This is a genomic window from Candidatus Fusobacterium pullicola (assembly GCA_018883725.1).
GTDB classification, from domain to species: Bacteria; Fusobacteriota; Fusobacteriia; order Fusobacteriales; family Fusobacteriaceae; genus Fusobacterium_A; species Fusobacterium_A pullicola.
Window position 1 is genome coordinate 37,015 of the sequence record JAHLFN010000076.1, and the last position, 22,340, is coordinate 59,354.

Genomic DNA, 22,340 nt, shown 5'->3' on the forward strand with positions numbered 1-22,340 from the left:
TCCTATATTATATTTATTGTTATATTATACTATACTTTATAGCAAAATAATATCAAAAAGTTAAATTACCTAATTAACTTTAATCCATCATCTAATTAGAACTTTTAGAATAGATTAAAAATTAATATTCCTCTCTGCTCCAATTTATGATATAATTAGTATAAGATAAAGGAGTGGTTATGGAAAAGAAAGTTGAAACAAGAGAAGATAGAGTAAAAAACAAGTGGATTGGAGCTCACGTATCTACAACTGGTGGTGTATTTAATGCTCCAATAAATGCTAATAAAATAGGAGCAAGAGCATTTGCACTATTTACTAAAAATCAGAGAAGATGGGAAGCAAAGCCCTTGACAGAAGAGGATATAATGGAGTTTAAAAATAATCTAAAAAAATATGGATATTCTCCAGAATATATATTACCTCATGATAGTTATCTTATTAATTTAGGAGCTGAAGATTTAGAGAAAAGGGAAAAATCTTTAAATGCTTTTATTGATGAAATAAGAAGGTGTGAACAATTAGGACTAAAATATCTTAATACTCATCCTGGAAGTCATATTAACGAAATAAGTGAAGAAAAGTGTATAGAAAATATAGCTGACTCCATAAATAAGGCTTTAGCTGTAACAAAAGATGTAGTTGTTGTACTAGAAAATACAGCAGGACAAGGTTCTAATATGGGTTATAAATTTTCGCATATAGGTAAGATTATAGATAAAATAGAGGATAAAAGCAGAATAGGAGTTTGTTTAGATACTTGTCATACTTTGGCAGGAGGATATGAGTTAAAAGATGAAGATGGATACAATAAAACTATGGAGGAGTTTGAGAAAGAGATAGGATTTAAATATCTTAGAGGAATTCACTTAAATGACTCAAAATTTGATACTGGAAGTAAAAAGGATAGGCATGACAGTATAGGAAAAGGAGTTTTAGGTGAAGAATTTTTTATTAGATTTATGAATGATAAAAGATTTGATAATATTCCCATAATTTTAGAAACTATCGATGATACTATTTGGAAAGAGGAAATAGAATATTTATATAGCTTGATTAAATAATAAGGGAGGCTTTAATATGGATTTTTTAACAAGAAGAAGTATTAGAAAATATCAAGACAGAAAAGTGGAAAAAGAAGTTATTGAGCAATTGATGAAAACAGCTGTTGTATCTCCAAGTGGAAGAAATGGGAGACCATATGAGTTTGTAGTTGTTGATGATAAAGAAATTATTAAGAAGTTAGCTCATTCTAAAGAGAGCGGAGCTCAATTTGCAGAAAATGCACCTCTAATGATAGTAACATTATATCACGAATATCCAACAGGAGAAGATGATGCTTGTATAGCAAGCACTATTATTCAGTTAAAAGCTCATGAATTGGGATTAGGATCTTGTTGGTTACAAACTAAAGGAAAAATCGGAACTAATGGTAAAACTTGTCATGAAAATATCAGAGAGATATTAAATATCCCAGAAGATATTCATATAAGTAATATGATATCGTTAGAATATCCAGCTGAAGAGAGACCAGCATATACAGAAAAAGATATGGATATGACTAAGGTACATTTTAATAAATGGTAAAATAAAAAAGAGTTATTATAGGCAAAGCTATAGTAACTCTTTTTATATTTTGTATAGCAGCTTCTTTTAAATTAAATTATTTGTAACATATGTTACTGAAAAGAATATAAAATTATGATATTATATTCTCAAGTAAAAGATAGTTTAGTTTGGAGGTAAATAAATATGGACGGTATTATAAAAAATATAGAAAGATCTAAATCAGTTTCTCTAAAGTCACAAATAGAGTATAAGGAAAATTCAATTGAGCAATTAATACTTGCTAAAAATCAAGGTGTAACTATGATTCTTTTTTCTTTTGATAAAGGAAAGGAGATTCCTACTCATACAGCTAATGGAGACGCTTTTGTTACTTGTTTAGAAGGGGAAGGAAAAATTATTTTAGGTGGCAAAGAACATATTCTTAAAGAAGGGGATTATATTCTTATGCCAGCAAAAGAACCACATTCAGTTCATGCATTAGAAAAATTCAAAATGTTACTTACTATAGTGATGTAAAAAATAGGAAGAGATTTTCTCTTCCTATAAATTATTTATTAGTTTTTTTAATGCTTTTCCTACAGCTTTATCTTGTTCAGCTTTTTTCAGCTTATTTAGTAACCAGTTCAACTCTTTTTCATCAATAGAAAGATTAGTCTTAATATAATTTTCTAACATCTCTATCTCCTGAGGCAATAGTGCTTTTCTAGTAGATTGGTTAATTTCACCAACTGTACCTTTTCCTTCTAAGAATGAGATTATTTTATTCCAATTACTATATAAATCAGTTTTTCTAAGTAACATTATAGACTTATAGTCTAATTGTGGTATTTCAGAATATCCTTTTCTTTTAAGATATAACCTTATTTCCTCGTCCTTGTATGTATCTATTAAAATTTCTCCAGCTTTTTTAGAGTTCATTATTTTAGGAAGTTTACTATCTTTTCCCTTTGTTCTCAAATACTTAGATAAAGGGATTACTTGAACAGCTTTAAAAAATTCTATAAAAAACTCGTTATTTGAATATTCTTCGGGAATTATATTATCTTCTATTAACTCAATCATATCATCTATCTTTTTAAAATCTAGCATATATTACTCCTTTTTTATTTTATATTTAAATTATAACATTTACTTTTATAAAAGTAAATTTGAAAGTTAGTGTAATATATGGTACTATTAAAGAAAGAATAATTTTTGGAGGATAAAATGAGATTAGATAAATTTTTAACAGAGTGTGGTTTAGGAAGTAGAAGAGAGGTAAAGAAACTTTTGGATAATGGAAAAATACAAGTAAATGGAGTTATTGTAAAAAATCCACAAACTAATATAAAGGAAAATAGTGATATAATAGAGTATGCAGGGAATAAATTAGAGTATAAAGAATTTAGATATTATATAATGAATAAAAAAGCTGGATATATTACTGCTACAGAAGATCCAAAGGAGAAAACTGTAATGGAATTATTACCAGAGTGGGTTATAAAAAAAGATTTAGCCCCAGTTGGAAGATTAGATAAGGATACAGAAGGATTGTTATTGTTTACCAATGATGGTAAATTAGCTCATTCACTTCTTTCACCTAAAAAACATGTAGATAAAACTTATTATGCAAAATTGGAAAAGGAGATAGGAGAAGAGGAGATTAAAAAACTTGAAAATGGAGTAGATATAGGAGGATATATCACTCAACCAGCAAAAGCTAAAATTGTTGGTGAAAAAGAGATAGAGCTTATAATTAGAGAGGGGAAGTTTCATCAAGTGAAAAAAATGTTAGAAGCGGTAAATAATAAAGTTATCTATTTAAAGAGATTAACTTTTGGTAAATTAGAATTAAGAAATATGGAGTTGGGTGAAGTTATAGAAATTGAGTTAGAAGATATTATATAATTTTTTGAAAAGAAGAAAAAATATTAAAATCAGTCATAGTTTTACTTAAAAACATTTTTATTTCTTTTAAAAAGTTTATATTTTATAAAAAATATAATAGGACTTTTAAGGAGAGGTTATGGATATTATAAAAAGAGGAGAAACGAGATTAGATACTCCACGAAGAAAAAAAAGAGAAAAAGAGAATAGAAAAAGTATCTTTGAAATATATCGTTCTCAAAAGACAATAAAAGATTATCTCTTTTATCTTAAAGATTTTTTACAATATATATATGAAGGTGAAGATATTAGAAGTGATGAACTTATAGATTTAATGAAAGATATAGAGAAGCAGGATATTGAAGATTATTTAACACATTTAATAGAGGATAGAAAAATGAAAAAAACATCTATTAATAAAATTATATCCGCATTAAAATCTTTGTATAAAGAGATGGAAAAAAATGGATTTCCCAATCCCTTTAGATATGTCGAATTATTTAAAGTATCAAGAAATATTGACAATGTTTTGAAATTGTCAGCAGAAGATATAAAAAATATTATAGGACATTATAAAATAAACGGTGAAAAAGAATATAGAAATATAACTATCTTATATACTCTTTTCTATACTGGAATGAGAAGTTCAGAACTTATAAATTTAAAATTTAAACATCTTCTTAATAGAGAGGGAAGCTACTTTATAAAGCTCGAAGAAACAAAGAGTGGAAAAGAACAATATAAATCTATATATCCAACTCTTGTTGAAAAATTATTGGAATATAAAAGATATAAACAACAGTTTTTTTCTATTTCTGATAATGATATAGAAGAGCAGTATATATTTAATAGTTCAATTGAAAAAAATACAAAATTAGCATATAGAACATTATATGATATAATACAAAATTTTGGAAAGATAATAGGAAAAGATATCAGTCCTCATAATATTCGTCATGCTGTAGCAACCGAGTTATCTTTGAATGGGGCAGATATATTAGAAATAAGAGATTTCTTAGGTCATTCTGATACAAGAGTTACAGAAGTTTATATTAATGCTAAATCAGTACTGGAAAAAAGAGTTTTAGAAAAACTTCCAGATTTAGAGAAAATATAAATTAATGGTTAAATAATAAAAAATAAAGAAACGATAATTTTAATTATAAAATTCATATATAAAATTGTAGAAAATAATTATTTAATTTCATTGTTATAATTTATATTATTTAAAATAAAATAAAAAAATTTAAGAATATATTACGTTTTATAAAAATAATAAAAACAAAAATAATTATTTAACAACTAACCAAACCAAATATAAATTTTAATTATATTTGGTTGTGTTATTAAATTTAGTTAAATAAAAATTATTTCGAATAATTTATTGATTGTAAGTATTAAAAATAGGGAGTAACACTCCCTATTTTTAATACTCTATTCCCTTTGCAATAACTTTTTTTAAATTTAAATGTTTATCTAGAAAAACTATATCAGCAAAATATCCAGGTTGAAGCTTTCCATATTCATTATCTATCTTAACAGCTTTAGCTGGATATAGAGTTGCCATTCTGATGGCTTCTTCTAAAGTTATATCACAATATTTAACTAAATTTTTAACTCCAACATCCATTGTAAGTGCAGAACCACCTAAAGTTCCATCTTCTCCAAAGCATTTTCCATCTTTGTAATAAACTTTATTTCCTTCAAAATAGAAATATTCCATATTAGTTCCCACAGGAGCTACAGCATCAGTAACTAAGTATAATCTTTCTCCCATAATTTTTATAGCTGATTTAATTGCTGAATAGTGGCAATGGAATCCATCGACAATTACTCCAGCATGAATATCGCTATCAAAAATTGCTCCAACAGCACCAGGGTTTCTATGGTTAAATGAAGACATCCCATTATACAGATGAGTAGCTAGAGTTACTCCATACCCTTCTTTCTCTTTTAACTCTTCATAAGTTCCATTTGTATGACCTAAAGCTACGTTAATTCCAGCTTTGTGTAGCTTAGTAATAAATTTCTTATCTGTTTTTTCTGGAGCTAAAGTAATTATTCTTACATTTTCTTTTCCAGATTCAACAATTCTATCTATGATTTTGTCTTCAGCTTCTCTTATAAATTTAGGATTATGTATTCCTTTCTTTTCTAGACTAATATATGGTCCCTCTATATGCAATCCTATGACACCATATTTTTCTTTGTCTAAATTTTCTACTAGAGATATAGCTTTTAAAATATTCTCATCACTTGTTGTAATAAGAGTAGGGGTAAATGAAGTACACCCTGATTTTAAATTTGTTTTATACATTGTTTCTATTGTCTCTTTGCTTATATCATCGTTAAAAAGTACTCCACCACATCCATTAAGTTGTAAATCTATAAATCCTGGTGTTACATAGCTTCCATTAGCATCAATCGTCTCTATCTTTGTTCCATCTTTTTTAAATGTCTCTTCATCTAATATATCAACTATTTTATCATCTTCAAATATTAATACTTTTTCTTTATAGAACTTATTTCCTATAAATAACTCTCCATTTATAATAGCCTTTTTCATAGTTTCTCCTTTTTAAAATAAGGGAAAGCTACATAATTAACGCAACTTTCCCTAGTTGATTTAAATATTTTATTTATTTTCGTTGTATAAATCAGCTAATAATTTTTCTGAATCTAAGTTTTCTTTCTCTATATCTTTAAAATATCTGTAAGTGCTTACTTTTAACTCTGAACAAGCAGCTTCATCTGAAACAATAATACCACTTCTATGTAGTTGAAGAGCTGAGATAGTCCACATATGGTTTACTCCTTCCTCTACTCCATGTTGAAGAGCTCTAGCTTTATTTGCACCTGTTACCATGATTAAAACCTCTTTAGCATCTAATATAGTTCCAACTCCAACAGTTAAAGCAAGTTTAGGAACTTTATTGATATCTCCACCGAAGAATCTAGAGTTAGCTATTATTGTATCCATTGTTAACTCCTTATCTCTAGTTCTTGATGAAAGAGATGATCCAGGCTCATTAAATGCTATATGTCCATCTGGACCAATTCCTCCTAAGAATAGATGAATACCACCGTAAGATTTTATTTTATCTTCATATCTTTGACACTCTGCTTTATAATCTTTTGCCATACCATCTAAAATATTGATATTTTCCTTTGGAATATTAATATGAGCAAAGAAATTATGATGCATATAGTAGTGATAGCTTTGATCATTATCAGGTGTAAGTCCTACATATTCATCCATATTAAATGTAACTACATTTTCAAAAGAAACAATTCCATCTTTGTTTAATTGGATTAATCTCTTATACATTTCTAATGGTGTTCCTCCAGTAGGTAGTCCTAGTACAAAAGGTCTCTCTTTAGTTGGCTTAAACTCATTAATTTTTCTTGCTACATATACTGCTGCCCAATCTCCTACATTTTTATCAGTAATAATTACTCTCATTTTTATTCCTCCTAATTAAATTTATTTTATTTTAAACCCTTGAACTAATTCAATAGCATCAAAGATATAGTCTTGCATATTTTTATTTTCTAACATCATTTTTATATATAACATATCTATTACAGTTAATTGTGATATTCTTGGTGATAATGCTGTTGATCTAAAATTATTTTTCATCTCTACAGTACTCAATTTTATATCAGCTAAATCCCTTATAGGATTAGGAGCTATACTAGTCATAGCAATAACCTTTATTCCTTTGCTTTTAGCAATTTTTGTTATATTGTACATCTCCATTGTTTTACCACTGTGAGAGATAACAAAGAGAACATCATTTGCTCCCATTGTACTTAAACAACTTAGTTGCATATGAGTATCCGTTTCTATTAATGCATGTTTTCCAAGTTCTAAAAGTTTATAGAAAAAATCTTTTGCTACTATACCTGAGAATCCAATTCCAGCTAACATTACTTTGTCTGCTTTAGAAAGAGCTATTACTGCTTTCTCTAATTCCTCAAAATCAGTAACATCACATGTATCACTTATAGCTGTTATATTTTCAGTAGCAATTTTTCTTCCAATTATTTCAAAACTATCCTCGGCTTTAATCTCTTCGTGCATAATATTTATATGAGATTCAGCTTTTCTATTTCCCAAATCTTGACTTAATGAAAGTTTAAAATCTGGAAATCCTTTAAAACCTAATCTTTTAGCAAATCTAACCACAGTAGCTTGACTTGTATTGGTAATATTTGCTAATTCATAAGTATTAAATTCTTTAATCTTTTCGGGATGTTCTAAAATATATTTTCCTACTTTTTTTTCAGTAGAACTCATATCCTTTAACATACTTTCAATTTTAATAAGTACCCCCATTATAAGTCCTCCTATTTTTTCATACTTCCTTGAGTAACATTTTCCTCTTTCATAAGTTTATCAATACTATTTAAAACATCTCTTTTGTTCAAACTCCAAAGTGGACCGATTAAACTATTTTTATCTCCATCACCTGTTACTCTGTGTATAACTATATTATACGATAAATTTGCCAAAATTTTAACTATTTTTTTCACATATTCATCTTTTTTTTGTAATTTTAATTCATTTCTATTATAAAGTTCTTCTAAAATGGTATTTTTAATAACATGAAGTAGATGAATTTTAACTCCCCAAGTTCCACATTCCTCTGCAAATACAGCTGTTTTCAGTGGGTCTTCTTCATCTTCATAAGGAAGTCCAACAATAATATGAGTTACAAACTTAATTTTTCTTTCATTTAATTTTTTAGTAGCATCTATATAAGTTTGCAATGGATATTGACGATTAATTCTTCTAGCTACCTCTTCATTTATAGTTTGTAATCCTAATTCTATCCAAATAAAATATTTTTTATTTAATTCATCTAACAAATCTAATACATCCTCTCCTAAACAATCTGGTCTAGTAGCAATAGCCAGTCCAACCACTCTAGGATGAGATAAGGCTCTTGTATAAATCTCTCTCAAATAATTTACATCAGCATATGTATTTGTAAAATTTTGAAAATAAGCTATAACTTCACCTTCTGGAAATTTCTTTTCTATTAATTTTAATTGTTCTTCAATTTGATTATATATTTCATCTCCACGTTTTCCAGCAAAATCTCCACTACCTCTTTCACTACAAAATATACACCCTTTTTTACTTAATTTTCCATCTCTATTAGGGCAAGTAAAGCCTCCGTCAAGAGAAACTTTATATATTTTTTTTCCAAAAGTTAATTTAAAATAATTATCTAAACTATTATATCTTTTCATTTTTTCCTCTATAAATTTTGTTACAATATTCTTTATTTTTTAAGAATCATAATCTTTTCTATTCCACTTTTAAAAGTTTTTTTAACTTGTATTTCATCTTCAACTACAGATATTATTTCATAAGTATTTCCATTAGAAATCCAAGTTTTTCCTACTATAAGAGGAGCTTTTAATACTATTTCTCCAGAATTTATATCAAGAGTAGATAAATCTGCTACTTGAGCTTCTCCAGTGAATAAAAGCAAGATCTCTTCATTATTTAAGTAATAAACTCTTTGAACAGTTGTAGCTGTATCTATTGTATTTTCTACTAAAAATTTTTTACCATCTAACTCTATTATATTAGAGTCTATTCTATAATTAGCATTCTCAAATCCTCCAGAATAGTTTGATCATTTTCTACAAAAAAGTCTTCTACTTTTAATTTATGAGTACTTGTACAACCTAGAAAAAATAAACTTCCTATAAAAATTGCTAACTTTATTTTCATTTATCTCTACTCCTTTACTAATATTTTACCATCTTTATAAAATGGTAAAATATCATATTTATCTATTGTAAAACAATGTTTCATATCTTCTATAAAACCGATAGATTTCAAATACTCATAGTGTTTAGTTCCAGTTAAAGTTAAGGCTATATCTTTAGAATTTTCTGCTATAATTTTTAATGCTATAGCTATATCAGATAATTCTATATTTTTTTGTTTAGTTACTCTTTTGATTATTTCTCCAGCACAAAGTGCATCATCCAACGAAAAATTATCATCAGTACCAGAACATATAATTACTATATCTTTATTATCTTCTATAATTTGTTTAACTATTCTTCCTATATTTAAAAAAGATGCTATATATATTCTCTCTGCTCCAATGGCACTTTTTTCTATTGCTCTTGTTCCGTTGCTAGTAGTCATATACATATTTCTACCTTCTATTAACTCTTTTGAATATTCTAGCGGAGAATTACCACAATCAAATCCAACTATTTTAATTCCCTTTCTTTCTCCACAAAGTAAAGGATTAGTATCTTTCTTAGAATTTTCTAAAACAGATTCAATATCTTTGTATGGATATATAGCCTTTACACCATTTGCTAAAGCAGTTGTTATAACACTAGTAGCTCTTAAAACATCTATTATAATAGCTGTTTTTCCTTTTACTTTCTCTTGAGTAATATTACCAGCAATATCAATTACATCTATTTTCATATCTCCTCCCTATTTATACTCTTTCCTAATAAGAGAATATCCTATTATTTGTGAAAAGTCAAATAAAAAAGCTACCATTCTAACTTTTTACTTAGAATTTGGTAGCTTTTTTTATTAGTTAAAATATTTTTCTATTAATTTATCATAAGTTCCATTTGCTTTTATTTCAGTTAAAGCTTTTTCAATTTTTTCTAATAGAGCTTTATCGTTTTTTCTTATAGCTATAGCGTACTCTTCTTTTGCTGCATCAGCCTCAGCTAATTTTAATCCTGGATTTTGTTTTACATAATTTTTAGCTGGTTCAGAGTCTAAAACAACAGCATCAGCCTTATCAGCTTTTAAAGCCATTATACCAGCATAAGCAGCGTTAAATCTTTCTATTTTAACTCCTTCTATCTCACTTACAACAGTATCACCAGTAAATCCTAACATAACTCCAACTCTTTTTCCTTTTAAGTCCTCAAAAGATTTTATACTGTTATCTCCTTCTTTTACTATTATAACTTGACTAGCTGTATAATAAGGTTGTGTAAATGCAACTGTTTTCATTCTCTCTTCAGTAGCTGTCATTCCTGCTATTACAACATCAACTTTCTTTAATTGTAAAGCTGGTAATAACCCATCAAAAGCCATATCCTGGATTTTTATATCAGCATTTAATACTTTTCCAATCTCGTTCATTAATTCAATATCAAATCCTGTTATTTTTCCATTTTCTAAATATTCAAATGGAGGAAATTCAGCATTTGTTCCAACATATATTTTTTCTTTAGCTAAAGCTGTAGCCGATAAAGATAGCACCATTATTCCAATTAAAGCTTTTTTTAATAGTTTTTTCATAATAAATATTCTCCTTTTTTATTAAGATTTTTTAATTATTTATTTAATACTTTATTTAAGAATTCTTGTGTTCTTTCATGTTTAGGATTAAAGAATAATTCATTTGGAGTAGTATCCTCTAATATGTTTCCTCTATCCATGAAGAAAATTCTATTTGCAACATTTTTAGCAAATCCCATCTCATGAGTTACTATAAGCATTGTCATTCCCTCTTCAGCTAACTCTCTCATTACATCTAGAACCTCTTTTATCATTTCAGGGTCTAGAGCTGATGTAGGTTCATCAAATAACATTATTTCAGGCTCCATTGCTAAAGCTCTAGCAATAGCTATTCTTTGTTTTTGTCCTCCAGATAATTGGTTTGGATAACTACTTGCTTTATCTTTAAGTCCAACTTTTTCAAGTAAAACAAGAGCTTTCTTCTCGGCAACTTCTTGAGATATATTTTTTAATTTCATAGGTGCTAATGTTAAATTTTCCATAACAGTTTTATGTGGAAATAGATTAAAGTGTTGAAACACCATCCCTACTTTTTGACGAATTAAATTTATATCAGTTTTTTCATCCATTATATCTTGATCTTTTATATATATATGTCCACTTGTTGGTTCTTCCAATTTATTGATACATCTTAAAAATGTAGATTTTCCACTTCCAGATGGTCCAATAATAGCAATAATATCACCTTTATTAACCTTAGCATCTATTCCTTTTAATACTTCTAAATTTCCATAACTTTTACATAATTTTTCAATCTTAATCACTTACTTTCAACCCCTTTTCTATTCCTCTCATAAATTTAGTAAACATAGCTGTCATAATTAAATAGATAAGACCTACAGCTAATAGTGGTTCTACACCTCTATATGTTTGACTTGTAATAATATTAGCCGAACGTAATAAGTCAACTCCACCTATAAATCCAACTATAGATGTTTCTTTTAATAAAGTTATAAATTCACTTACAAGTGCTGGTAAAATTTTCTTAACAGCTTGAGGTATAATTATCTCTTTCATAGCTTGACCATAATTCATTCCTAAAGCTCTTGCAGCTTCCATTTGTCCTTTATCTAATCCTTCTATTCCAGCTCTTATTATTTCAGCAACATAAGCACCAGAGTTAATACCAAATGAGATAGCAGCTATTACTAAAATAGGTGTATCTCTTAAGCTTCCTACAAATATTAAGTTTGCTAAAATCATAAGTTGTACCACTGCTGGTGTTCCTCTTATTAAATCAACATAAGCAAAGGCCAATTTTGAAAGTGGGTTAAATTTTTTCCATTTTTCACTATGTTTAAATGGATAAAAATGTGAAAGTTGTAATAGAGCTATAAATATTCCTAGAGCAACTCCTATTATAGCTGCCAAAGCTGTTGTTCCTACAGAAAAGGCAAGTCCATTTAATATATATTTATATCTCTCACCTCCTATAAAAATATCTTTCAGTAGTGCTAAATACTCCATTTTTCCTCCTTAATACTTTTAATTATTATATATTTTTATTTTTTATAAAAAAAAATACAGACACTAAAAATGTCTGTATTACATACCCTTAAATAATCCAATATCACTAATATATTACTTAATATTGGTTACTCTTTTATGCTCATGAAAAAAATAAAATTACCTTCTTCAATCTTTTCAAAAAGTTAGTATAATGCAGTCATTTTAATAGACAAGGCTATATTATTATAAATTTTATCTCTATAATTCCTCATCCTAAAATTCCTTAACATTTTACTTCCTCCTTTTTTTAATTTTATTCGATTATACCCCATATCGTTAAAAAAGTCAATTATTTTTTCTTGTTTTTAGAAATTATTTTTTATTATATTCCTCTAGAGCTCTTCTTAAAACTATCATAGCATTTTCAATATCATCAACATTTGTACAGAATGAAAATCTTACTTCCTGCTCTCCCATGCCCTCTGTTTGATAAAATCCTGGCCCAGGAGCTATAAGTAGAGTCTTTCCATCATAAGAGTAATCCGTTAATAACCATTTAGCAAATTTTTCAGCATTATCTACAGGAAGTTTTGCAAAAATATAAAAAGCTCCTTGAGGCTTAGAACAGATTACACCAGGTATTTTACTTAAATATCCATACATTAGATCTCTTCTACTTTTATACTTTAATCTTACATCCTCAAAATAGCTATCCATTGTATTTATAAGGTTTGCTGCAGCATGTTGCTCAATTGTAGAAACACATAGTCTAGCTTGACAAAACTTTAAAATATAATTCATTAATTCATGATTTTTACTAGCTATAAGCCCTATTCTAGCACCACAAGCACTATAGTGTTTTGATATGCTATCTACTAATATTACTCTATCTTTTAAATCTTCCATCTTCATAACTGATGTATATGGGCTATCATCATATACAAATTGTCTATATACTTCATCAGCTATTATATATAGATCATATTTTTTAGCTATTTCTCCAATCATTCTAATCTCTTCTTCTGTATAAACAGTTCCAGTTGGATTTACTGGATTAGAAAACATAATAGCTCTTGTTTTAGGTGTAATTAATTTCTCTATCTCTTCTTGAGAAGGGAGATGGAAATTATTCTCTATAGTAGTAGGAATAGGCTTAACCTTTGCTCCTGAAAAAGCTGAGAAACTTGAATAATTTGAATAGAAAGGCTCTGGAACTAGTATCTCTTCACCTTCATTGCAAATAGCCATAATTGTAAATAAAATAGCTTCACTACCACCTTGTGTAATTAAGATATCATCTACATCTATATCAATTCCACTAGCTTTATAACTTTTTACAAAACTTTCTCTTAATTTTAAAATTCCTTTTGAATCTGAGTATGTAACAATTTTTTCTTTATAGTTATTTAAACCTTCAAAAAAAGAATCTGGTGTTACTATATTAGGTTGTCCTATATTTAATTTATATACTTTAATTCCTCTTTTTTCTGCTTCATCTGCAAGAGGTATCAACTTTCTTATTGGTGAAAAATTCATCTCTATTGCTCTATTGGATATCTTCATAACTCTCCCTCTTTTCAATTTTAATTTTCATTCATTAATTTTATCATAACTTTAAAAAAAATTCAAAATATTTATTAAAATAAAAATAGGAGTTGTATCATATATTGAATTTTACAACTCCCATTTCTAGTTTTACTATATTTTATTTATTATAAGTTTCTTCATTTAACATATTTTCACTCTTAGCCACATATATACTAGCAGCACTATCTCCTATTACATTTAGAGAAGTTACTAACATCTCTATAGGTCTATTAATAGCTAGTATTAATGAATAAGTAAGTATTGCTGTATCATTAACATATCCAAGTCCAGATAGTATTGTAAATAGTACTATTGCTCCAGCTCCAGGTGCCGCTGGTGTTCCAACTGAAGCTATTAGTGCAAGAACTCCAATAACAAATATATTAGCAAGTCCTAACTCGTATCCAGCTGTACTTGCCACAAATACTGCAGCAATAACTTGCATAATAGCAGTTCCATTCATATTAGTAGTCATTCCTAGTGGAAGTACAAATGAAGCTATATCCTCATTAACTCCAAGTTCTTCTACAGTAGTTTTTGTATTTAATGGTAAAGTAGCTGCAGATGAAGATGTAGAAAATCCAAATAAAGCTACCTTAGAAGCTTTTCTTATAAATGGTAAAGGACTTAATCTTGTTGAAGCTACTATTAAAAGTGAATATCCAAATATTAAGAATAAAAGTAATGTTATTGTTGTAGATACTACGTAAATTAAAGCTGGTTTTAAGTGCTCTACTCCGTAAGCAGCAAATGTTCTAGTTAATAAAACAAATATAGCTATTGGTCCAAAAGTATTTATAACAAATGATAAAAACTTTATAACAATATCATTAATCTCTTGTAAAAATCCTTTTACATAGTGTGTTTTATCCCCAAGTGAATTAATACAAAGTCCAGTAGATACAGCTAAGAATACAGCCGCTAAAACTCCACCATTTTGTGAAAACGCTGCAAATATATTATTTGGAACTATTTGCATAATCATAAGAAGTGGATTACTTCCAGTTTTTCCTGTTACTACATTAACACCTGATTCAATTTGGATGTTAAAAGCTCCAGACATATTTAAAGCCATTCCAACAAATCCAGCTAAAGTTAAAGCTAATACTGATGATACTAAAAAGAATCCTAAAGTTTTATAAGATATACGTCCTAGTTTTCTTGTATCACTGATATGACATATAGCAAGAGTTATTGATGTATATACCATTGGTATAATTACTAACTGTAATGAATTTATAAATAGTTGTCCTATTATATAAAATAAACCGATTGCTCTTTCTCCACCTTTAGCTCCTATATCTTGGAACAGTAAGAAGTTTAAAAATTTCCAAGCTCCACTTTCTACTCCTACTTTTTCCCTTAAAAAGATACATAAAAATCCAGCAATGATACCTAACACTAGAGCTATACTCATTTTAATAGCTAGTGTATTAGAGTGTTTTTTCATTTATTTTTTCCTCCTAATAATTAATTAAAAAAATTCCTAAAAATTATTATATTCTAAAATTTAAAATATGTCAAAGAGTTTTTCACAATTTTGTCATAATATTTTAGAAAAATAAATAGAGAAATTTTCTCAATTAAGAAAAAACTTCTCTATTAGTTTAGTATATTTTATTAAGGCTTTTTTAGTACCCTTTTTAACAATATTTCTATATCATTACTAAGATTAGGATAAATAATATTTGGTCTACTTAAAAATACAACTTCAACTCCAGTTTCATCAGCAGCTTCTATTTTTTCTCTTTCTCCTCCAGTATCTCCAGCTTGTTTTGTTACTAAATATTTAATATCGTACTGTTCTATCATAGCTTTATTCATATTTTTAGTAAAGGGTCCTTGCATAGCTATTATATTTTTAGGTAAAATACCAGCATCTTCACATCTCTTAACCATATCCCATTTTGGTAAAATCCTAAAATAACAATTATCTAGATTTTTTAATTCAGAAAAGTATGGGATATTATTACTTCCTAATGTAACTAATACCCTTCCCTCTACTCCTCCTAAATAATTTATAAGAGTAGCAATATTATCAAATTCCTTATATTTTTGAGGGAGTAAAGAGATCTCCTCTCTTTCAAATCTAAAGTATTCTATATTTTTTTCACTACTTACTTTTAAGGCATTTTGTGAAACTTCTACAGCATATGGATGTGATAAATCTACAATCATATCTATTTTATTCTCTTCAACAAATTCTAACATCATAGAATAAGTGAGTTTTTTACTAATAACTTTTATTGGTAAATTTTCAAGTAACTTGCCTCCATACTCTGTAGCTGTAGTAACTATTATATCTTTTCTTATCGGACAAATTTTTTCAAGAAAATCTCTGGAATCTTTCGTTCCACCAATTATCCAAATCATAGATGATATCCTCTAGGAGTTATCATTTTTCCATCTTTTACATATGTCTTTGAGTTTCCAACTATAACAACAGTAAACATATCAATCTCATGATTTAACATATCTTCTAAAGTTGTTAAAGTATAATTTTCATCCTCTCTACCCACATGTCTTAATAGTGCCACGGGAGTTGTTGCAGCCTTATACTTTAACATAATCTCTCTAGCTTCTACTATTTGCTCAGTTCTTCCCTTACTTTTTGGATTATAAAGAGATATAACAAAATCTCCATCACTAGCTCTATCTATTCTTTTAGTGATAACCTCCCAATCAGTTAATAAATCACTTAAACTAATAATAGCTTGATCGTGCATAAGAGGTGCTCCTACAAGTGAAGCTCCTGCTACTGATGAAGTAATTCCAGGTATGATTTCTACTTCAATTCCACTACCTAAAGCTACCTCTATCATTATACCAGCCATTCCATAGATACCTGCATCTCCACTACTGATTAACGCAACTTTTTTTCCTTCTTTAGCTAGTTCTAGAACTTTTTCACATCTATCTATCTCTTTTTTCATTCCAGAGACATAGAACTCTTTTTCACTAAACTCATCTTTTACTAAATCTACATAAGTAATATATCCAGCTATTATATCTACATTTTTAAGTGTATTGTATGCTCTAATACTAATATCTTCCATATTTCCTGGACCTATTCCTACTACATATATTTTTCCTTTATTCATCTCCAAACTTCTCCTCATAAATTGATATTGTTATTCCATTATAAATAAATTTTTGTTCTAAAAATTTTCCATCTCTATTAGAAGCTAATAAAGCACATGGTTCAGAAACACATGAAACTCCTATCTGCTTTTTTACAAACTCTGAGCCAACAAACATATTCTCTATACTCAAAATTTTATCTCTAGATATGATTTCTAATTCCTTATCCAGCTCTCTAACAAATTCAATCAAACCTTCTTCATCGGCTTTAATATCCACAGTTGAAAATTTCTTAATACTCTCATATGCAAGATTATGTTTTTCCATTACTTCATTTAATGCTTTTCTTATTTCACTCTTTTGAGTTCCCCTCCTACATCCTATTCCAATAATTAGGTTTCTAGGGTATAATCTCATCACATCTATATTTTTTTTGTTCGAAACAATAACTATACCATCAGCCTCATCACTTTTGTTAAATTTTACATTCTGTGGAAGAAGTATGTCTACTCTTTTGTTATCTACTATTAGAGCCGTTAGCTCTTTAGCTTTTTTTAGAGATTCCATCTCACAATTTAGTTTTTGTGCCAATGTATCTATAGCTATCTTTCCTGTAACATCTGAACTAGTGGTTATTATAGGGAGAAGAGAGCAAGAATTAGCAATCCTATATGTTAAATCATTGGCTCCACCAATATGTCCAGATAGAAGAGAGATTACAAAGTTTTTTCCCTCATCTATCACAAGAACAGCGGGGTCTATATCTTTACTTTTAATGAGAGGGGCTATTTTTCTAACTACTATTCCAGTTGCCATAATAAAAATATGTCCATCATAACTATCGAACTTGTTTTCTAGCTCAGTATTAAAATTTTCAATCTGTATAGTATTTTTAAATTGAAATTTTTTAAGAGTGTAGATATCTCCTCCCAACTTCTCTCCAATATCAATAGCTACTTCACTAGCTCCTCTTGTTACACTCCATATAGCTAGTTTCATCTTCTATTCTACTCCCTTTCTAAACTCATGAGTGAATGTCTTATCATATAGTTTAGATTTTTCATATACATCACCTAGAAAATCTCCAACTAAGATTTGAGCTGTTTTAGATATTCCAGCCTCTTTTACTTGTTGTTCTATAGTTTCTAAAGTTCCCATAACAATTTTTTCATCAGGCCAACTAGCTCTTTGAACAACAGCTATTGGTGTTGTCATAGGATATGAGGTAGCCAATCTTTTTACTACTTCTCCTATCATATGTACAGATAGAAAAATTGCCATAGAAGCTCTATGAGTTGCTAAGCTTTCTAAAGACTCTTTTTCAGGAACAGGTGTTCTTCCCTCTAACCTTGTACATATTACAGTTTGAGATATTGAAGGAAGAGTAAACTCTTTTTTTACCGCAGCAGCAGAAGCTAAGAAAGAGCTTACTCCAGGAATTACTTCATACTCTATTCCATGCTCATCTAAGATATCCATCTGTTCTCTATGTGCTCCAAAAATAGCTGGGTCCCCTGTATGAACTCTAGCTACCTTTTTACCTCTCTTTGCTCCTTCAATTGTAATTTCCATAACCTCTTCTAATGTCATCGAAGCTGAATTGTAAATTTCTGCTCCCTCTTTATGACAATCTATTACCTCTTTTGGCACTAATGAACCAGCATATATTATAATATCTGCCTCTTTTACAATTCTTTGCCCTTTAACAGTTATTAATTCTGGGTCTCCAGGTCCAGCTCCTATAAAGAAAACTTTTTCCATTCTTCAAAACCTCCCTTTTTATAAATCATTGTAGTAAAATATGGGATATCTTCTTTAGTAAGTTGAGATATATCATAAAAAACTTTCTCTGTATCCTTTCCACTATTTGATACCATTATGATATTATTCATATTATTTGTTTTTATCAGTGCTTCTCTTAATTTTTCGAAATTTCTCATAACTTTCATAAAAACAATATTTTCACTCTCAGCTAACTCTTTTTCAATATCTGTATTTTCATTAAGTGATACTATTTTTAACGATTCATCTCCCATAACTATTGGGAAATTAAATCTTGATGACATATCAGCAAAAGAGGAAATTCCCGGAATAGTTTCCACTTGTGATTTATATTTATCTTGCATATTTTCTAATAGGTATACATATGTACTATATGTCATTGAATCTCCTATTGTAAGAAATCCTATATTTTTTCCCTCATCAAGTAACTTTTCGATTACTCTTGTATTAAACTTTCTTCCTTCTATTCTATCCAATGGATTTTTTAACATTGGAAATTCCATAAATACTATCTCTATATCCTCTTTTAAATACTCTTTAGCAATCTCATATGCTGTACTTCCTTCAGCTTTCTTAGCTTCTGGGACTATTACTACATCTAATTTTTTTAGAGTATTTACAGCCTTAATAGTTATTTGCTCTGGGTCTCCTACCCCTACACCTATACCATAAAATTTATTTGTCATCTATTCTCTCCTTTTTATATCTTTCTTATAAAGAATTTTTATCTACAGTAATTATATAAATAGGATTCTCTCCATACATCATTGTATATGGACCTATTTTTTTACCTCTTGATACCATCATATTTACCACTTCTATATCTTTAAATCCATACTCCTTTAATAAACTCATTGTATCATTCAGACTTTCTAGAGCTATAGTATTAATTACAAGTCTAGCATCAACAGTTGAATATTTTATAAAGTGTTCTAATATATTTTTCATACTTCCAGTCGAACCACCTATAAACATTCTATCATATGCTATATTAGGAATAGCTTCTGGAGCTCTTCCATGTATTAACTCATAATTAGTTAGATTAAATTTTTTTATATTTTCTTTTATAGTCTCTAATCCTTTTTCCTCTTTTTCAATTCCTATTACTTTTCCATTGGAAATATATGTAGCACACTCAATACCTATAGTTCCTGTTCCAGCTCCTACATCTATCAATATAGAGTTAGGTTTTAACTGAAGTTTGGCAACTGTTACGGCTCTTACTTCTTGTTTTGTCATAGGTAATTCCCCTTGAACAAAATCCTTATCATATATATGCAAATTTTTCACTTCCTTTTCTCTTTTAAATATTAAGTTTTCTTACTATAACAATATTTATAGCAAACTCTCTATTTAACTTTTCATACTCCTTAATATCTATAAAGGTAATTTTCTCATCTGGATAGGAAAGTCTCTCTCCTACTACAATCTCTACATCCCTATAACCAGCATTATATATATTCTTAGCAATAGCATATGGAGTATTTATTCCATCAGTAAGTAATACTATACCCTTTTCTCCTGCAAATATCTCTATATATTCTGTCTCTCTTCCATGTACACTAAGAAGTCTATAATCTTGCCATGCCTCTCCTATACGAGAAAAAAGATATTGATATGAAGATATCCCTGGAATTACATTTAACTCTTCCCTTGAGTAATTTTTTCTCATAAAGCTAAGTAGACTATAAAAACCTGTATCCCCAGATACTATCACACAGATATTTTTATCTCTATGACTATTTATATAACTTATCAGTTCGGTAAGTTTTCCCAAGGTATATTTTTCACAAGTAGGTAGGAGTAGAGAGGATATCTCCTCTAATTGCCTTGCCCCTCCTACTGCTACCTCACACTTTTTTATAATATCTATACCACCCTTAGTAATATAATCTATATTTCCCGGCCCAAGTCCAACTATATTAATCTTTTTCAGCTAACTCACCTGCCATTTGGTAAAAATTTTTACTACAACCAAGTGTATCTCCTTTGAAAGAGAAGAGTAAAACTTCACACTCTAACTCTTCTCTAGAGTATTCCTCTACCTTTCTTTTTACTTTATTAGCTATAAAAGAGAAAAACTCTTTTTTTTCAATATAATCACAAGCTTCTTCCACAGTGTTAGAGCTCAATATCTTAGTTATATTTTCAGAACTCTCTCCACATAAAAAGGCATTTGCTCCCATTATCTCCATACGTGCATCTGCCACTCTACTATGAGTATTAAATATTCCACCAGCTATTTTAATAGCTTTCCCTATATGTCCAAGTAAGAGAATTTTCTTGAAGCCAAGTTTTACAGCAGAGTCTATCATAAAGCCCACATAATTACTTATGACAGTTGTTTGTTCTAAGTCTAAGTTTAACCTTTCACAATAATTTTTACTATAATTACCAAATGTAAAAATACACCAATCTCTATTTTTATCCATTCTTAGTACTTTTAACTCTACGAACATAGAGTCTTTAAGAGCTTCTTCACTCATGGGTTTGACAATACCAGTTGATCCAAGAATAGATATTCCTCCTACTATCCCAAGTTTAGGATTAAAGGTTTTTTTAGCTTTCTCCCGCCCCTCTGGCACATATATAGTTACTATCGCTTTTTTATTTTCCTTTTCTAATATTTCATTAACTATTTTTTCTATCATTTTTTGAGGCCCTGGATTTATAGCAGATTTACCTATCTCAACCTGTAAACCAAGCTTAGTAACCCTTCCTACTCCTCTTCCACCAATTAAAACAAATCTATCAAAATACAGTCCTCTTTCTACTTCAGGTAGTTTATCTACTAATTTTACTTTTGTACATATGTGTATGCCATTAGTTACATCAGGGTCATCTCCAGCATACTTTATAATAGATACACTTACCGAATTTTTTCTAACTTTTATTTTATTTACTGGAACTAAAATTTCCTCTCCATTTAGAACTGTAAATTTTATTTTTTCTAAATAGTTATTATTTAAAAGAGCCTCTAATCCAGCTTTTATACCAACAGCAGAACAAGTCCCAGTGGTATATCCATACTTTAGATTTTCAGACATTTAAAATCCCTCTCTTTTATACATCTGATAAAGTATTCCATGTAAAATAGATACAGCTACAGTACTTCCTCCCTTTCTTCCATTTATAGTTATATATGGAAGTTTTAATTCTTTAAATACCTCTTTTGATTCAGCAGCTCCTACAAATCCAACTGGAACTCCTACTACAAGAGCAGGCTTTTTAATCTCTCCCTTTTCTATCATCTCTTTTAGTTGAAATAAAGCTGTTGGGGCATTTCCTATTAAAAATATTTTTGTTTCCTCATCTTTTCCAGCTTTTTCCATTCCTACTATTGAACGAGTAACCCCTCTTTCTTTAGCCTCTTTTATAACCTCTTCATCAGATACTAAACAATAGGCTGTTGAATTAAATTTTCCTAAAACTAACTTACTTAAACCATTTACTATCATATTTGTATCACAATAAATTTTACACCCATCTTTTAAAGCTTCCATTCCACTCTCGACAGCTCCATTATGAAACTCTATCAAATCAGCATACTCAAAATCAGCAGTTGTATGTATTACTCTTTTCACGATAGGAAGAGTTTTCTCATCAAATTTTTCTCTCTTTTCTCCTAACTCTTCCTCTATTATTTCAAAACTTCTCTTCTCAATATCTTGAGGAACTTTTATATATGTACTCATTTAAT

The 22,340-nt window shown here is 28.7% G+C and carries 27 protein-coding genes; 5 read left to right on the forward strand and 22 right to left on the reverse strand.

The window, feature by feature from the left end; translation table 11 throughout:
• The first annotated feature begins 179 nt into the window (after positions 1 to 179).
• The 3 genes from nfo to IAA47_08635 all read left to right on the forward strand — a co-directional run bounded on the left by nfo (position 180) and on the right by IAA47_08635 (position 2,082).
• Positions 180 to 1,061 (forward strand): deoxyribonuclease IV, encoded by an 882-nt coding sequence (nfo, locus tag IAA47_08625; GenBank protein MBU3843024.1) that lies wholly within the window; start codon positions 180 to 182, stop codon positions 1,059 to 1,061.
• Positions 1,062 to 1,077: 16 nt separating this feature from the next.
• A complete protein-coding gene (locus IAA47_08630; GenBank protein MBU3843025.1) occupies positions 1,078 to 1,584 on the forward strand; it encodes a nitroreductase family protein in 507 nt (168 codons plus the stop codon).
• A 165-nt stretch (positions 1,585 to 1,749) separates the two neighbouring features.
• Positions 1,750 to 2,082: a cupin domain-containing protein gene (locus tag IAA47_08635; protein ID MBU3843026.1), complete on the forward strand. Its 333-nt coding sequence runs from the start codon at positions 1,750 to 1,752 to the stop codon at positions 2,080 to 2,082.
• A gap of 24 nt (positions 2,083 to 2,106) precedes the next feature.
• On the opposite strand, the gene IAA47_08640 is transcribed toward IAA47_08635, so the two are convergent.
• Positions 2,107 to 2,655, reverse strand: coding sequence for a hypothetical protein (locus IAA47_08640; protein MBU3843027.1), 549 nt, complete (start codon positions 2,653 to 2,655; stop codon positions 2,107 to 2,109).
• Positions 2,656 to 2,772: 117 nt separating this feature from the next.
• On the opposite strand from IAA47_08640, the gene IAA47_08645 reads away from it, so the two are divergent.
• Together IAA47_08645 and IAA47_08650 are read left to right on the forward strand one after the other, a co-directional pair.
• Positions 2,773 to 3,453, forward strand: a complete 681-nt coding sequence (locus tag IAA47_08645; GenBank protein MBU3843028.1) for an rRNA pseudouridine synthase — start codon at positions 2,773 to 2,775, stop codon at positions 3,451 to 3,453.
• Positions 3,454 to 3,571: 118 nt separating this feature from the next.
• Complete coding sequence (locus IAA47_08650; protein MBU3843029.1) at positions 3,572 to 4,549, forward strand: tyrosine-type recombinase/integrase; 978 nt, start codon at positions 3,572 to 3,574, stop codon at positions 4,547 to 4,549.
• Between the two features lie 309 nt (positions 4,550 to 4,858).
• Here IAA47_08650 and nagA read toward each other — a convergent pair whose 3' ends face one another.
• From nagA to IAA47_08755, 21 genes are all read right to left on the reverse strand, one after another.
• Positions 4,859 to 5,998 (reverse strand): N-acetylglucosamine-6-phosphate deacetylase, encoded by a 1,140-nt coding sequence (gene nagA, locus IAA47_08655; GenBank protein ID MBU3843030.1) that lies wholly within the window; start codon positions 5,996 to 5,998, stop codon positions 4,859 to 4,861.
• Between the two features lie 69 nt (positions 5,999 to 6,067).
• Entirely contained in the window at positions 6,068 to 6,895 is an 828-nt protein-coding gene (locus IAA47_08660) for a glucosamine-6-phosphate deaminase (GenBank protein MBU3843031.1), read from the reverse strand.
• Between the two features lie 21 nt (positions 6,896 to 6,916).
• Positions 6,917 to 7,771 (reverse strand): MurR/RpiR family transcriptional regulator, encoded by an 855-nt coding sequence (locus IAA47_08665; GenBank protein MBU3843032.1) that lies wholly within the window; start codon positions 7,769 to 7,771, stop codon positions 6,917 to 6,919.
• Between the two features lie 11 nt (positions 7,772 to 7,782).
• Complete coding sequence (locus IAA47_08670; protein MBU3843033.1) at positions 7,783 to 8,691, reverse strand: TIGR01212 family radical SAM protein; 909 nt, start codon at positions 8,689 to 8,691, stop codon at positions 7,783 to 7,785.
• A 32-nt stretch (positions 8,692 to 8,723) separates the two neighbouring features.
• Positions 8,724 to 8,936 carry a hypothetical protein gene (locus tag IAA47_08675; protein MBU3843034.1) on the reverse strand — a complete coding sequence of 71 codons (213 nt, stop codon included), beginning with the start codon at positions 8,934 to 8,936 and terminating at the stop codon, positions 8,724 to 8,726.
• Positions 8,937 to 9,040: 104 nt separating this feature from the next.
• Complete coding sequence (locus tag IAA47_08680; GenBank protein MBU3843035.1) at positions 9,041 to 9,181, reverse strand: hypothetical protein; 141 nt, start codon at positions 9,179 to 9,181, stop codon at positions 9,041 to 9,043.
• Between the two features lie 6 nt (positions 9,182 to 9,187).
• On the reverse strand, positions 9,188 to 9,901 hold the full coding sequence (locus IAA47_08685; protein ID MBU3843036.1) for a 2-phosphosulfolactate phosphatase: 714 nt from the start codon (positions 9,899 to 9,901) through the stop codon (positions 9,188 to 9,190).
• A gap of 114 nt (positions 9,902 to 10,015) precedes the next feature.
• Positions 10,016 to 10,741 carry a basic amino acid ABC transporter substrate-binding protein gene (locus tag IAA47_08690; GenBank protein MBU3843037.1) on the reverse strand — a complete coding sequence of 242 codons (726 nt, stop codon included), beginning with the start codon at positions 10,739 to 10,741 and terminating at the stop codon, positions 10,016 to 10,018.
• A gap of 35 nt (positions 10,742 to 10,776) precedes the next feature.
• Positions 10,777 to 11,505 carry an amino acid ABC transporter ATP-binding protein gene (locus IAA47_08695; protein MBU3843038.1) on the reverse strand — a complete coding sequence of 243 codons (729 nt, stop codon included), beginning with the start codon at positions 11,503 to 11,505 and terminating at the stop codon, positions 10,777 to 10,779.
• The gene (locus IAA47_08700) at positions 11,498 to 12,208 is read right to left on the reverse strand and encodes an amino acid ABC transporter permease (protein MBU3843039.1); all 711 of its coding nucleotides are present in this window, start codon (positions 12,206 to 12,208) and stop codon (positions 11,498 to 11,500) included. The genes IAA47_08695 and IAA47_08700 overlap by 8 nt, the downstream gene beginning before the upstream one ends.
• Positions 12,209 to 12,562: 354 nt before the next feature.
• Positions 12,563 to 13,753: a pyridoxal phosphate-dependent aminotransferase gene (locus IAA47_08705; GenBank protein ID MBU3843040.1), complete on the reverse strand. Its 1,191-nt coding sequence runs from the start codon at positions 13,751 to 13,753 to the stop codon at positions 12,563 to 12,565.
• A 142-nt stretch (positions 13,754 to 13,895) separates the two neighbouring features.
• Positions 13,896 to 15,227, reverse strand: coding sequence for a dicarboxylate/amino acid:cation symporter (locus tag IAA47_08710; GenBank protein MBU3843041.1), 1,332 nt, complete (start codon positions 15,225 to 15,227; stop codon positions 13,896 to 13,898).
• A 170-nt stretch (positions 15,228 to 15,397) separates the two neighbouring features.
• Entirely contained in the window at positions 15,398 to 16,150 is a 753-nt protein-coding gene (locus tag IAA47_08715; GenBank protein MBU3843042.1) for a cobalt-precorrin-6A reductase, read from the reverse strand.
• Positions 16,147 to 16,878, reverse strand: coding sequence for a precorrin-3B C(17)-methyltransferase (gene cobJ / locus IAA47_08720; GenBank protein MBU3843043.1), 732 nt, complete (start codon positions 16,876 to 16,878; stop codon positions 16,147 to 16,149). The genes IAA47_08715 and cobJ overlap by 4 nt, the downstream gene beginning before the upstream one ends.
• Positions 16,871 to 17,857 (reverse strand): cobalt-precorrin 5A hydrolase, encoded by a 987-nt coding sequence (cbiG, locus tag IAA47_08725; GenBank protein ID MBU3843044.1) that lies wholly within the window; start codon positions 17,855 to 17,857, stop codon positions 16,871 to 16,873. Before cbiG ends, cobJ begins: the two co-directional genes overlap by 8 nt.
• Before the next feature lie 3 nt (positions 17,858 to 17,860).
• The gene (cobM, locus tag IAA47_08730; protein MBU3843045.1) at positions 17,861 to 18,619 is read right to left on the reverse strand and encodes a precorrin-4 C(11)-methyltransferase; all 759 of its coding nucleotides are present in this window, start codon (positions 18,617 to 18,619) and stop codon (positions 17,861 to 17,863) included.
• The gene (gene cobI, locus IAA47_08735) at positions 18,598 to 19,326 is read right to left on the reverse strand and encodes a precorrin-2 C(20)-methyltransferase (GenBank protein MBU3843046.1); all 729 of its coding nucleotides are present in this window, start codon (positions 19,324 to 19,326) and stop codon (positions 18,598 to 18,600) included. Before cobI ends, cobM begins: the two co-directional genes overlap by 22 nt.
• A gap of 25 nt (positions 19,327 to 19,351) precedes the next feature.
• Entirely contained in the window at positions 19,352 to 19,921 is a 570-nt protein-coding gene (gene cbiT / locus IAA47_08740; GenBank protein MBU3843047.1) for a precorrin-6Y C5,15-methyltransferase (decarboxylating) subunit CbiT, read from the reverse strand.
• Positions 19,922 to 19,943: 22 nt separating this feature from the next.
• A complete protein-coding gene (gene cbiE, locus IAA47_08745) occupies positions 19,944 to 20,576 on the reverse strand; it encodes a precorrin-6y C5,15-methyltransferase (decarboxylating) subunit CbiE (GenBank protein ID MBU3843048.1) in 633 nt (210 codons plus the stop codon).
• Positions 20,563 to 21,687, reverse strand: coding sequence for a cobalt-precorrin-5B (C(1))-methyltransferase CbiD (gene cbiD, locus IAA47_08750; GenBank protein MBU3843049.1), 1,125 nt, complete (start codon positions 21,685 to 21,687; stop codon positions 20,563 to 20,565). Before cbiD ends, cbiE begins: the two co-directional genes overlap by 14 nt.
• Entirely contained in the window at positions 21,688 to 22,335 is a 648-nt protein-coding gene (locus tag IAA47_08755; GenBank protein MBU3843050.1) for a precorrin-8X methylmutase, read from the reverse strand.
• Positions 22,336 to 22,340 lie beyond the last annotated feature (5 nt).